Genomic DNA, 12,795 nt, shown 5'->3' on the forward strand with positions numbered 1-12,795 from the left:
GCAATTAGCGGCGGTTGCCGAAAATGCGCAGCAGCATCAAGAACAGGTTGATGAAGTCCAGATACAGGGTTAACGCGCCCAGAATCGAGTATTTCCGGAAGTTATCTTTATCTTCAGGATTCAGCTGCTCCCCCATAGCTTTCAGCTTCTGAGTGTCATATGCCGTCAAACCAACAAAGATAATCACGCCCGCATAGGTAATCACCCACGTCAGCGCTGGGCTTTTCAGCCAGATATTCACCAGCGACGCCAGAATGATACCGATCAACCCCATAAACATCATCGAGCCAATGCCGCTCAAGTCACGCTTGGTGGTATAACCGTAAAGGCTCATTGCCCCGAACATACCGGCAGTGACCACGAAGGTGCTCGCAATAGATGAATAGGTATAAACGATAAAAATGCTCGCCAGCGTTAAGCCGGTGAGTGCCGAATAGAGCATAAACAACGATGTTGCCGCGGCGGCGCTCAGTTTCTGCACCATACCCGACAGCACAAATACCAGCCCCAACTGCACAATGATTAAACCGAAAAAGGTAATTTTGCTGGAGAAAATAAAATTCAGCACGGCTGGCGTATGCGCGGCGTACCACGCCACGATGGACGTAAGCAACAACCCGCAGGTCATCCAGCCATACACTTGCGCCATATAGGCTTGCAGACCTGAATTTGCGCGCTCTACGATCGAGCCATTATCACGAGGATATCGATCCATGAAGATCACCTTAAGCTAGGAATGACAATATTATCTGAATTGATAAAACAACCAGACAGTTCTCCTAATAAGCCTACCACAGAACCATCTTTTTGCTGCGGGTGGAATGTGCCGATATATTTCAGATTTAAGTAATATTTACTTATGTGGCGGGTTTAGCCCGCCGTACATTGAAGCACGGCGGCAATTTATACCCAAAAGAGTTCGAGTTGCTTGAAGTATGACGGAAATATACGTTAAACGCCTGACCAGCGCTTGGTCACATTCGCCACTCGCTCACCAAACTTGCGTGCGGTTTCCAAATCGCCCGGCAGCGGCGCTTCATCCGGCGAAGCATCGGAAGGCGATACCGTCATTAATCCTGAAAAACCGGCAATATAGTTCACATCATTGCGGTTTGCGGCTTTGGTGTTGGACGGCAACATTCCCATCCCGACCCACACGCCGCCGTGCTGCTGCGACAGATGGAACATATAATCGAGCGTGCCGAGTTTGTCGCCGTTCATGCTGGCCGAGTTAGTGAACCCTGCAAAAACTTTATCTTTCCACTCTTGGCTAAACCAAGGCTTGGAAGAGGCATCAGCAAACTTCTTAAACTGCCAAGACGGCCCGCCCATGTAGGTCGGGCTACCAAAAATAATCGCGTCGGCCTGCGCTAACAGATGCCATCCCCCTTCCGGTAAATTGCCTTCGCTGTCGATAGCCAAAACCTCAACGCTCACACCGTCGATCTGCTGCGCACCCGCGGCTACCGCCTCAGCGGCTTTGGCGGTATGTCCGTATCCACTATGAAAAACCACGGCTAATGCTGTCATAAAATAACTCCTCACACGTTGGTTAATTCGTTATACGCCTCAGAATATTTATACGTCGGGAATAGGATGGCGTCTAGGAGATGACGTTATGTCACATCACAAAAGAAAAAAGCTAAACCATCACTGCATTTTATTATTTCTAAAAACACCATTAGTTTTAGATAGTTGTTATTTTTCATGTGGATATTAGAATTAATGCCGTAAATCGAGAGGTAATCTATGGATTTCAGACGTCAAGCAGCTTGAAGGATGACGAATATAGAGGAATAACCGCTGATGATAAAAATTCTATTACTACTGACAATAACAATAATAGCGGGATGTACATCCTCGCATAAAAGCCCAACGGAACAAGTCGCTAATTTTTATCATTTTTACCTCAACACACCAGATACCTTTGATAGTTCAGCATCGCTACAGCCTTATCTGGAAAAACAAACTTTCGACCAATTGCAGAAAATAGCCAAAGAGCCGGAGCCAGATACGCTTGATGCTGACTATTTTACCCAATCACAAGATATTGGCAGCTCATGGCCCACTCATATCGCTGTTTCAACTCCAACGCCCGCAATCGGCGGTACTACCGTCGAAGTAACATTAGGCGCTGCTAATGATATCCAGCAACATCTCATTCTCTGGCTCGTCTGGCAGGACGGTTGGAAAATAACTCGAGTACAAGGCGACAATGAACAGTTTTTGTACCGTTAAAGTCCTTAACAAAAAGTTATATCCAAATTAAAAAAGATAAAATTACAACCACATCCAGACTCAATAGACAATTGGACGCCTGAAATCGGTAGTGTCAGGTAAAAGCGCAACCGTTCGCAGGTGTCGATTGCAGATAAACCATATTTCATCCCGATCGTTAGATAATATGTAGTAAGCATCCGATGATTCAGAGGGATTAAACACACCTAACGCTCGATAAGCTATTTCACGACTAAACCCGCTACGCAGCGGCAAAGGCCGTGGCCCATTTTCCAATTCCTCAATCCGCAAATAAAGACCTTGCTCAAACCAAATCAAATTAGCTCCTTACCTCAGCGAAAGTCAGCTCGAATACGGCAACAAAGGTGCAATACTGAAATAAGTATAGTGAAAATGGGGCAGAAGATGATTTGGGCTGCCTGCACGCCAGTGAACCTCAGGCTGCGGATCTGGCTGCTGAGGCTCAGTTTCTAAGCTGCCTGCACGGCAGTTAACATTCCGAACTCGGCTGTAAACACCGTTGAAACTTTCTAAGCTGCCTGCACGGCAGTTAACTGTAGAATATTCGCAGAAAGATGCGATTAATCAGATCGGTAGCTCATTTTGGGGATTTTAACCCTTTTTTCTCACGGCTCATTAGGGAAGTTAAAAATCAATGAGTTAGCGTGAAGGCAGAAAAAAGGGTTAGAAGGGGTTACCAGCGTTTTGCCGCTTGATGATCGCTGTCGCGGGCATCGACCCAGCGGTCGCCCTGCTCTGTGGCTTCTCGTTTCCAGAACGGTGCGCGGGTTTTGAGGTAGTCCATAATGAACTCGGCGGCATCGAAGGCCATGCTGCGATGCGCGCTGGTCACTCCAACAAAAACAATTTCATCGCCGGGATACATTGCGCCAATGCGGTGGATCAGCGAAATACGCTGTAGAGGCCAGCGCGAACGGGCTTCTGTCACAATTTCATTTAACGCTTTTTCCGTCATCCCAGGATAGTGTTCTAAGGTCAATGCGCTGACGTTATCACCAAGATTATGGTTGCGTACCTTGCCGGTGAAAGTCACCACCGCGCCATCGTCTTCGCACTGCGATAGCCATTGGTATTCGTCACCGACGCTAAAATTTTCGTGACCTACACGGATGCGGGTATTTTCCATCATTAACCCCCAGTAACCGGTGGGAAGAAAGCAACTTCATCGCCCACCTGCAGAGGATGCGTGAACTCCACCAGCGTTTGGTTTACCGCAGCAAGCAGTTTACCCGTCTCCAACGCCAGAGCCCATTTGTCACCACGCTCGGCCAACGCAGCGCGTAGCGCCTCAACCGTCGGATAGAGTTCACATTGAAGCTCATCGGTTTCAATCAGCTCACGTACCTGAGCAAAAAATAGAACTTTAATCATGATGCGTCCGCCTTAAAATCACCGGATTTGCCGCCGCTTTTCGCCAGCAGACGAACCGGGCCGATAACCATATCTTTTTGCACCGCTTTGCACATGTCGTAGATGGTCAACGCCGCTACCGACGCGGCGGTTAATGCTTCCATCTCCACGCCGGTTTTGCCGGTTAAACGACAGCAGGACTCAATACGCACACGGCTGGTATCCACTTCAGCAGAAAGCTGAACCTCAACTTTGGTCAGCAGCAGCGGATGACAAAGCGGGATTAGCTCCCACGTGCGTTTGGCCGCTTGGATCCCTGCAATACGCGCGGTAGCAAATACATCACCCTTGTGGTGTTTGCCTTCAACAATCATCGCCAGCGTTTCGGGCTTCATTTCAACATAAGCTTCAGCGCGGGCTTCACGCACGGTTTCTGCTTTGGCAGAAACATCGACCATGTGGGCTTCACCGGCCGCATTAATATGGGTAAGTTGGCTCATAATTTTCTTTTAGATTAATAACGAGTTAAGGCAACGTTAGCCGCCGATGAAGGAAAGGTTCTGCGTATGTCCGATGTTGCCATCATGCAAAAAGTGCGTTTGCTTTTTATGTCGCAAACCGCCTTGGATACGCATTTTCAGCTCATCAAGATGCTCATCGCCCGCCAGTAAATCGCGCAATGGAATGCCGGACTCACCGAACAAGCACAGGTGCAAATTGCCGATAGCAGACACTCGCAGGCGGTTACAGCTGGCGCAGAAGTCTTTTTCATAGGGCATGATCAGCCCGACTTCGCCCAGATAATCAGGATGACTGAAAACCTGCGCAGGGCCATCGCTGCGAGAACGTTCTTGACGCTGCCAGCCGAGGGCCAGCAATTGATCGCGAATGACTTCGCCTGACACATGATGTTTGCGGAATAAATTGCCGCCGTCTCCGGTTTCCATCAGCTCAATAAAGCGCATTTGAATCGGGCGGGTTTTGATCCAGTTAAGAAAACCGTTCAGGCTGCGATCGTTCACATCGCGCATTAGCACGGTGTTCACTTTCACCTTTTCAAAACCGGCATCAAATGCCGCGTCAATTCCCTGCATCACCTGTTTGAGTTTATCTTCACCAGTGATGGCGTGAAACTGCCGGGCATCGAGGCTATCCACACTCACGTTAACCGCCGTTAGACCGGCATCGCGCCAATCGGCAATATCACGCGCCATGCGATAGCCGTTAGTGGTGACCGCCAGCGTTCGAATCGATGGGTTTTCACGTACCGCAGAGATGATGTCGACAAAATCGCGACGCAAAGAGGGCTCACCGCCGGTTAGACGCACCTTTTCGGTGCCCAATTCGGCAAATGCACGACTGACGCGGCGGATCTCATCGAGAGATAAGAAGCTTTTGTTGGCATGACCATTCGGTTTGTAGCCGTCTGGCAGGCAGTACGTACAGCGAAAATTGCATACGTCTGTGATCGAAAGGCGCAAGTAATAAAACTTACGCTCAAATGCGTCAGTCAGTTGGAGCATTGTTAACACCTTTCCAATTCGGGAGGCACAGGCATTTCTACCTTGTACCCTGGTGGCTTATAGCCACGGCCCAGACACCGTATTGAGAAGAAAACCGCTGTTTTCGACTAAACTTAGGCAAAAGGGCTAGGAGTTCAGACGCCATGAGAGCGCTTACGCTCACACCACATCTCTGAATAATTCATTAAATTCTAGCGTTTATTTTCTCGCTTACCAAACATATCTCGCTGTATAATTTTATATATAACGCTTTTATGTCAGTAACTTAGGTGCAGAATACACTAGTTACCGCCCCACTATACTTGATATAAATCACGCAAATAAGTCTGGGTTTCGCCTTTTTCAGCGTGATCCGGTACTTTACCCACAGTTTATTTTCATTTTGTAGGATTTTTATGCGAAACCGCGCTTTAGCCGATCTCGATAAGGTCGTCGCCTTAGGAGGCGGACACGGCCTTGGCCGCGTCATGTCAGCCTTGTCACCGCTGGGTTCACGTTTAACAGGCATTGTCACCACCACGGATAACGGCGGCTCCACTGGGCGGATTCGTCGCTCGGAAGGCGGTATTGCGTGGGGCGATATGCGTAACTGTTTGAATCAGCTGATCACCGAGCCCAGCGTGGCTTCTGCCATGTTTGAATATCGTTTTAACGGTAACGGTGAATTAGCGGGCCATAACCTTGGAAATCTGATGTTAAAAGCATTAGATCATCTGAGCGTGCGTCCGCTGGAAGCCATTAACCTGATCCGCAGTTTGCTCAAGGTTGACGCTTCGCTTATCCCAATGTCAGAGCAGCCGGTCGATCTCAACGCCGTCGATCAAGATGGCCACGTGATTTATGGCGAAGTGAACATCGACCAGCTTAAAGAAATGCCCGCGCAGCTGATGCTTGAACCCCAGGTACAGGCAACGCGTGAGGCCGTTGATGCCATTGAAAAAGCCGATCTGATTTTGATTGGCCCCGACAGCTTCTTAACCAGCCTGATGCCTTTGCTGCTACTGGAAGATCTGACTCGCGCCCTGCGTCGCACCCGTGCGCATATGATTTACATCGGCAATCTGGGTAAAGAACTTAGCGTCGCGGCGGCGGCATTAACCCTGCCTGAAAAGCTGCACATTATGGAAGAAGCCATCGGCGGACATGCTATCGACGCAGTCGTGGTGGGGCCAAAGATCAACATTCAGGGAATGGAAAAACGCGTGGTGGTGCAGGAAACGCTGGAAGCCAGCGATATCCCCTACCGCCACGATCGCGATCTGCTGCGCATGGCTATTGAGAAAGCGTTACAGCAGTTGAGTTAACTTGTAATTATCCGTAATACATCAGCCCTGAGCAGATCAACACCCGCTCGGGGCTTTTTTTCACCACAACTCATTGCCTTAATCACGCATCACAGCGTTTCTGTCGGCTTTAACCATTCATAATTGCCATACGGCGATTGCCCTGTGAGCCATCGACGCAACATATCCAGCGCCAGCATTGCCGTCATTTCCTGACGAATACGTTGGCTGTGACGCTGTGAGCTATACACCATCGTTTGACCGAAGGTTTCTTGTGCCGAATGCAGTACTACACTGATGCAATCGTCTTGCAGTTCGCCTATCGCAATCGTTAAATCAACGCCGCTGTGAGTCGCTAAAACGCGCGCTCGTGACGCAACCTCTTTTAAGCTGCTGTTACCGCTGTGCTCCGGTAGCTCGCCATTACCCAAAGGCGCATCGACAGAACGTAACTGCCAGCTTAACAGTCCCGCGGTAAACTGTTCGCTCACAGCCAAACGTAGCCCACGCTCACGCAGCTGAACAGCAACGTCGTGCGGCAAGCCCGCTGTACCTTCAAACACACAGTTTTCACCCGCAACCGCGCGCACATGCTGCCAAGCTTCGACCATCGCTTCGCGCTGGGAAGACGGGCCCGTTAGTTTTAATTCGATGATAGGCATCGATGAGCGATAGCCTAGCGTGGTGTTTGGCGGCAGCGGTAATGAGTCTAACTGCTGCGCTAAACCGCTTTCGGAGCGGCCAAACGTGGTGAGTCGTAAACAAAGCGGTGGTTCAGATAGCGTAAAGCGCTGACGCAAACGCGGCAGAATTTGCTGTTCGACCATCACTTTAAATTCAGAAGGCACGCCCGGCGTAAAGAAAATCCAGCACCCATTGAGCTGAATGGCAAAACCACAGGCGGTGCCGACCGGGTTATCAATCATCTCAGCGCTGGCAGGGATCATCGCCTGCTTGCGATTGCTGTCAGACATCGGACGCCCGCGTGAAGCAAAATAAGCTTCCATCTGCGCGATCCACTCAGGATGCTCAACCAGACGCTCGCCCAGAGCATCTGCCGCAGCCTGCGCGCTAAGATCGTCGCTGGTCGGCCCTAAGCCCCCATTCACGATAAGAACGTCAGCATATTGGCTACGTAACTGTAGAGTGGACACTAAATCTTCCAGCGCATCTCCCACGGTGCTGCGCGCACGCATCGGGATCCCCTGCTGAAAGAGATAATCTGCCAGCCATGCGGAATTAGTATCAATGATTTGGCCGTGCAGAACCTCGTCACCCGTACAGAGCATTTCTAGACGTAGCATACGTCTCTCCTGAAAATTTTATAACCGCCATGAAGCACCCACTTTAGAAACTGCGCTATCACAACACAATGCTTTATTAAGATAATTTAGCGCGAAATTATGTGTAATTATTTATTTACACTAAATGTAACGCCAGTTTGACGAACAGAATATTTTCCCTTAATCTGCGGGTCATAAATAGTAATGGATCGTCTTAATGCAGAGGAAAGCGTGAAGAATCGCACTCTTGGCAGTATTTTCATCGTTGCTGGCACCACCATCGGAGCGGGAATGTTGGCCATGCCGCTTGCGGCTGCTGGCGTAGGATTTGGCACGACCTTTATCATGCTGGTCAGCCTGTGGGCACTAATGTGCTACACCGCCCTGCTACTGGTTGAAGTTTATCAACACGAATCTGCGGATACGGGCTTAGGCACGCTGGCCAAACATTATCTGGGTCGACCTGGTCAGTGGTTAGCCGGAGCCAGCATGCTGTTTTTAATGTATGCATTAACGGCGGCTTATATCAGCGGTGCGGGAGAACTCCTTGCCTCCAGCCTAAGCCAATGGCTATCCCTTGAGATTAAGCCTAGCGTGGGCGTTCTGCTGTTTACCCTGATCGCTGGCGGCGTTGTCTGCATCGGCACCCACTCGGTTGATATGTTTAACCGCGTGCTGTTTACGGCCAAAATCGTATTGCTGGTGATCATGCTCACGCTCATGATGCCGCATATTCATCAGGCCAACCTTCTCACGATGCCGTTGGAAAAGGGACTTGCACTCTCAGCGATCCCCGTCATTTTTACCTCTTTTGGTTTCCACGGTAGCGTGCCAAGTATTGTCAGCTACATGAACGGTAATTTACGCAAACTGCGTTGGGTATTTATCACCGGCAGCGCAATCCCGCTCATTGCCTATATCTTCTGGCAGCTTGCGACGCTGGGCGCGATTAGCTCTTCAACCTTCGTCGGAATTCTTGCCGCACAGTCTGGCCTAAATGGTTTGCTTCAGGCGGTGCGCGAAGTCGTTGCCACCCCACATGTTGAACTGGCCGTTCATCTGTTTGCTGACTTGGCGCTGGCGACCTCTTTCCTCGGCGTGGCGCTGGGCTTATTTGATTATTTGGCCGATCTGTTCCAGCGCAGCAATAAAGCCTCTGGACGTGCGCAAACGGGTTTAATGACGTTTCTTCCTCCGTTGGCCTTTGCCCTCTTCTATCCGCAAGGGTTTGTAATGGCGCTGGGCTATGCGGCGGTTGCATTGGCGGTATTGGCGTTGCTGATCCCATCGATGCTGGTGTGGCAAACGCGTAAGCACCATCCTCAGGCGGGATACCGCGTTATGGGTGGCAAGCCTGCGCTGATGTTGGTTTTCCTGTGCGGTCTTTGCGTGATTGCTATTCAGCTATCAATTGCATCAGGGCTATTGCCAGCCATCGGTTAAATTTGATAGGGTAAAAAGATGAATAGCATAATCCGAAGTTCTCAGGTTGCCCGTTGGTGGCGCTGCATTTAGCGGCGGCACAGGATTCTGTTGATTCAAACATATCTTATACAAGCCGCCGGAGGGCGGCTTGTGACATTTTAGGACGCGCTCCGGCTACGATTTTTCAGGAGCGTTACCATGTCCGACCTTCAGACTCATTCAGCATCTCACACTATTCTCACCGGCGATCGTCCAACCGGCCAACTGCACCTTGGTCATTACATCGGTTCACTGCGTCAACGCGTCGCATTACAGGATCTGTATCCGCAGTTTGTTTTGATTGCTGACCTGCAAGGGTTAACCGACAACGGCAGCAATCCGCAAAAAATCTCCCACAATATTTTCGAAGTGATGGCCGACTATCTGGCGGTCGGTATCGATCCTGCGAAAACGACGATCTGTTTGCAGTCGGCTCTACCCGCGCTAGCAGAGCTCACCATGCTGTATATGAATATCGTCAGCGTGGCGCGCGTAGAGCGTAACCCGACGGTAAAGGCCGAAATAGCCCAGAAAGGATTTTCACGCACCTTGCCTACCGGTTTTTTGGTTTATCCCATCAGCCAAGCTGCCGATATCACCGCGTTCAAAGCGGACCGCGTTCCGGTGGGCGACGATCAGTTGCCAATGCTCGAACAGACCAACGAAATCGTGCATAAAATGAATAGCCTGTTACCTGAACCCACTCTGGTGCCTTGTCAGGCGATGCTCAGCGCGGTGAGCCGTTTACCGGGCATTGATGGCAACGCCAAAATGTCAAAATCGTTAGGCAATACCCTAACGTTGGGTGCCAGTGCCGATGACATCAGCAAGGCTGTTCATGCCATGTATACCGACCCCAACCACCTGCGCGTCAGCGATCCTGGGCAAATCGAAGGCAACGTGGTGTTCACCTATCTGGACGCATTCCATCCAGACGCCGCACAGGTTGCCGCGATGAAAGAACACTACCAGCGTGGCGGATTGGGCGATCGTCAGTGTAAGCAGGAGCTTGAGGCATGCTTACAGGCGCTGCTGGAGCCTATCCGTGAACGACGTCTTCAGTTCAGCGCAGATAAAGCAGCGTTGATAGAAATCTTGCAGGCAGGCACCGAAAAAGCGCGTGAGGTCACTCAGCAAACGCTCGCCGAAGTGAAACGTGGCCTAGGATTACCCGTAATGTTTTGAAACCATTACGTTTAGAAACAAAAAAAGCGCCGAATAATCGGCGCTTTTCAGAAATTATCGCGGTTGCTTAGAAACCGATACCGGCACCGACATAAGCACCATCGGCCACGACGTTATTACGATCGCCGTCTTTGCCCGACATTTCAATATAGCGATAGCCAACGTCAATCGTCACAGGGCGAATCACGCTCCAGCGCAGGCCAGCGCTCGCTTCTTTGTAATCATTAATGCCGCTGGACAACGAATCTGGCGAATAGTATCCCTCACCGTACAGAGAGAAACTTTTTGTTAATGGCCACTGTAGACCACCACCAACGGCAATCGCATAACCGTCGCTGCTGTCTTTCTTCGGGTTTAAATAAAGCGCTTTGCCACCTACGTTGGCAAGAAGTGGCCCCAATGGCAGATTCACGCCCAGCCCGAGGCCTGCAACATCACCATCGTCGTCGTTATGTGCCCAGTTCAGCGTGGAGTACAAACCGGTTGACTCCGTGCCAAAGCCCGCTTCAACGTTCGTGTAATGCTCACCCGCTTGACCATGAATACTCATAGCATTTGCTGCCGTGGCAGAAAAAAGAGCGGCACATGCGCAGCCCAAAACGATCTTCTTCATCTAGTGATTATCCTTAAAAAAATAGCCCGGTTCTCAGGTTCCGGTGCGCGAGAGTTTAAACCAATCATCAACGAGAGCCAGAGAAAACTTCTCTAATTTTTGTAAAAAAATTAACCAATTATGTGTCTGATAACTTTTAGCAATCTGGTTAATAACCCTTAACTATTTGCGTGAGATCATTAAGAGGTCTACAAATATTGATTAGATTGGTTCACGGAACACTTATGGAAAGCCGGTTTTCCGAGAGCAATCTTTTTATGTCAGCTACATATTTTGGATTTAGCTGAAGAGCAATACCTGAGTGATAGGCACAAAAGCACGTCTGCCCTGAAACGAAAGGTATCACCCGGTTGAAGCAATTCACTGACTCTTGATGAAGGAGAGAAGTAATGAGCAAAAAAGGACTGACCACCGCCGCAGGCGCGCCCGTTGTTGACAATAACAACGTGATTACAGCAGGCCCACGCGGCCCTATGCTGTTACAGGACGTCTGGTTCCTCGAGAAACTGGCCCACTTTGATCGTGAAGTCATTCCAGAGCGCCGTATGCACGCCAAAGGTTCTGGCGCACACGGTACATTCACCGTGACGCACGATATTACTCAATACACACGCGCAAAAATTTTCTCTGAAATCGGCAAGCAAACCCCAATGATGGTGCGTTTCTCAACCGTTGCCGGTGAACGTGGCGCTGCCGACGCAGAACGCGATATTCGTGGCTTCGCCATGAAGTTTTATACCGAAGAAGGTAACTGGGATCTGGTGGGTAACGACACGCCGGTGTTCTATCTGCGCGATCCGCTGAAATTCCCTGACTTGAACCACGTAGTAAAACGTGACCCGCGCACCAACCTGCGTAACCCAGTCTACAAATGGGATTTCTTCTCGCAGCTGCCTGAAGCCTTCCACCAGCTCACCATCGATTTCAGCGACCGTGGTCTGCCTAAGTCTTACCGTCACATGCACGGTTTTGGTAGCCACACCTTCAGTTTTATCAATGCCGACAATGAACGTTTCTGGGTTAAATTCCATTTCCGTTGCCAGCAAGGCATTGAAAACCTGATGGATGACGAAGCTGAAGCGCTGATCGGTAAAGACCGTGAAAGCTCACAGCGCGATCTGTACGATGCTATCGAACGCAAAGATTTCCCTCGCTGGAATCTGCAGGTGCAGATCATGCCAGAGAAAGAAGCGGCGCAAACGCCTTATAACCCGTTTGACCTCACCAAGGTATGGCCACACAAAGACTATCCACTGATGGATGTCGGTTACTTCGAACTGAACCGTAACCCAGACAACTATTTTGCGGAGATCGAGCAGGTTGCCATGAACCCAGCCAACGTGGTGCCTGGGATCAGCTTCTCTCCAGACAAAATGTTGCAGGGTCGTCTGTTCTCTTACGGCGATGCGCACCGCTACCGTTTGGGCGTCAATCATCACCAAATCCCAGTGAACGCGCCACAGTGTCCGTTCCATAACTATCATCGCGACGGCGCAATGCGCGTTGACGGCAACAGCGGCAACGGTGCAACCTACGAGCCAAACAGCTTTGGTGTATTCCAAGAACAGCCTGATTTCAGCGAACCACCGTTAAGCATTGAGGGTGCGGCCGATCACTGGAACCATCGCGAAGATACCAACCACTACACTCAGCCTCGTGCACTGTTTAATTTACTGAGTGAAGAAGAACATCAGCGCATGTACACCCGTATCGCAGGCGAGTTGTCTCAGGTGCCTGAAGCTATTCAGAAACGTGCTCTGTGCCATTTCGCGCAGATCCACCCTGACTACGCGGCCGGTATCATGAAGGCATTAGGACAGTAATCGTTCTCTCGC

The 12,795-nt window shown here is 50.2% G+C and carries 14 protein-coding genes and 1 riboswitch; of the genes, 5 read left to right on the top strand and 9 right to left on the bottom strand.

Annotated features, from left to right (window positions below):
• Positions 1–4: 4 nt before the first annotated feature.
• Entirely contained in the window at positions 5–715 is a 711-nt protein-coding gene (locus DSM2777_RS17805; RefSeq protein ID WP_025798019.1) for a Bax inhibitor-1/YccA family protein, read from the bottom strand.
• Between the two features lie 236 nt (positions 716–951).
• Positions 952–1,530 (bottom strand): flavodoxin family protein, encoded by a 579-nt coding sequence (locus DSM2777_RS17810; RefSeq protein WP_061554731.1) that lies wholly within the window; start codon positions 1,528–1,530, stop codon positions 952–954.
• A 276-nt stretch (positions 1,531–1,806) separates the two neighbouring features.
• Between DSM2777_RS17810 and DSM2777_RS17815 the strand changes: the two genes are divergently transcribed.
• Positions 1,807–2,238: a DUF3828 domain-containing protein gene (locus tag DSM2777_RS17815; RefSeq protein ID WP_061554732.1), complete on the top strand. Its 432-nt coding sequence runs from the start codon at positions 1,807–1,809 to the stop codon at positions 2,236–2,238.
• Positions 2,239–2,298: 60 nt separating this feature from the next.
• Here DSM2777_RS17815 and DSM2777_RS25025 read toward each other — a convergent pair whose 3' ends face one another.
• The 5 genes from DSM2777_RS25025 to moaA form a co-directional block, all read right to left on the bottom strand.
• The gene (locus DSM2777_RS25025; RefSeq protein WP_071889935.1) at positions 2,299–2,556 is read right to left on the bottom strand and encodes a hypothetical protein; all 258 of its coding nucleotides are present in this window, start codon (positions 2,554–2,556) and stop codon (positions 2,299–2,301) included.
• A 376-nt stretch (positions 2,557–2,932) separates the two neighbouring features.
• Positions 2,933–3,385: a molybdopterin synthase catalytic subunit MoaE gene (gene moaE / locus DSM2777_RS17820; RefSeq protein WP_061554733.1), complete on the bottom strand. Its 453-nt coding sequence runs from the start codon at positions 3,383–3,385 to the stop codon at positions 2,933–2,935.
• A gap of 2 nt (positions 3,386–3,387) precedes the next feature.
• The gene (moaD, locus tag DSM2777_RS17825) at positions 3,388–3,630 is read right to left on the bottom strand and encodes a molybdopterin synthase sulfur carrier subunit (RefSeq protein WP_025798000.1); all 243 of its coding nucleotides are present in this window, start codon (positions 3,628–3,630) and stop codon (positions 3,388–3,390) included.
• Positions 3,627–4,109, bottom strand: coding sequence for a cyclic pyranopterin monophosphate synthase MoaC (moaC, locus tag DSM2777_RS17830; RefSeq protein WP_043494066.1), 483 nt, complete (start codon positions 4,107–4,109; stop codon positions 3,627–3,629). Before moaC ends, moaD begins: the two co-directional genes overlap by 4 nt.
• A gap of 36 nt (positions 4,110–4,145) precedes the next feature.
• Positions 4,146–5,132, bottom strand: coding sequence for a GTP 3',8-cyclase MoaA (moaA, locus tag DSM2777_RS17835; RefSeq protein ID WP_040044673.1), 987 nt, complete (start codon positions 5,130–5,132; stop codon positions 4,146–4,148).
• Positions 5,123–5,277: riboswitch (molybdenum cofactor riboswitch) on the bottom strand. Its footprint overlaps the gene before it by 10 nt.
• Before the next feature lie 250 nt (positions 5,278–5,527).
• On the opposite strand from moaA, the gene yvcK reads away from it, so the two are divergent.
• The gene (gene yvcK, locus DSM2777_RS17840; RefSeq protein ID WP_061554734.1) at positions 5,528–6,436 is read left to right on the top strand and encodes a uridine diphosphate-N-acetylglucosamine-binding protein YvcK; all 909 of its coding nucleotides are present in this window, start codon (positions 5,528–5,530) and stop codon (positions 6,434–6,436) included.
• An 89-nt stretch (positions 6,437–6,525) separates the two neighbouring features.
• Here the strand turns inward: yvcK and DSM2777_RS17845 are convergent, their stop codons facing one another.
• Entirely contained in the window at positions 6,526–7,719 is a 1,194-nt protein-coding gene (locus DSM2777_RS17845; protein WP_046459301.1) for a nicotinamide mononucleotide deamidase-related protein YfaY, read from the bottom strand.
• A 210-nt stretch (positions 7,720–7,929) separates the two neighbouring features.
• Here DSM2777_RS17845 and tyrP point away from each other — a divergent pair, with 210 nt between their 5' ends.
• Complete coding sequence (gene tyrP, locus DSM2777_RS17850) at positions 7,930–9,141, top strand: tyrosine transporter TyrP (RefSeq protein WP_061555431.1); 1,212 nt, start codon at positions 7,930–7,932, stop codon at positions 9,139–9,141.
• Positions 9,142–9,321: 180 nt separating this feature from the next.
• The gene (gene trpS, locus DSM2777_RS17855) at positions 9,322–10,347 is read left to right on the top strand and encodes a tryptophan--tRNA ligase (protein WP_061554735.1); all 1,026 of its coding nucleotides are present in this window, start codon (positions 9,322–9,324) and stop codon (positions 10,345–10,347) included.
• 67 nt (positions 10,348–10,414) lie between these two features.
• On the opposite strand, the gene DSM2777_RS17860 is transcribed toward trpS, so the two are convergent.
• Positions 10,415–10,960 carry a YfaZ family outer membrane protein gene (locus tag DSM2777_RS17860; RefSeq protein WP_061554736.1) on the bottom strand — a complete coding sequence of 182 codons (546 nt, stop codon included), beginning with the start codon at positions 10,958–10,960 and terminating at the stop codon, positions 10,415–10,417.
• Between the two features lie 389 nt (positions 10,961–11,349).
• On the opposite strand from DSM2777_RS17860, the gene DSM2777_RS17865 reads away from it, so the two are divergent.
• Positions 11,350–12,783 (top strand): catalase, encoded by a 1,434-nt coding sequence (locus tag DSM2777_RS17865; protein ID WP_061554737.1) that lies wholly within the window; start codon positions 11,350–11,352, stop codon positions 12,781–12,783.
• Positions 12,784–12,795 lie beyond the last annotated feature (12 nt).

This window comes from Obesumbacterium proteus (assembly GCF_001586165.1).
GTDB lineage: Bacteria > Pseudomonadota > Gammaproteobacteria > Enterobacterales > Enterobacteriaceae > Hafnia > Hafnia protea.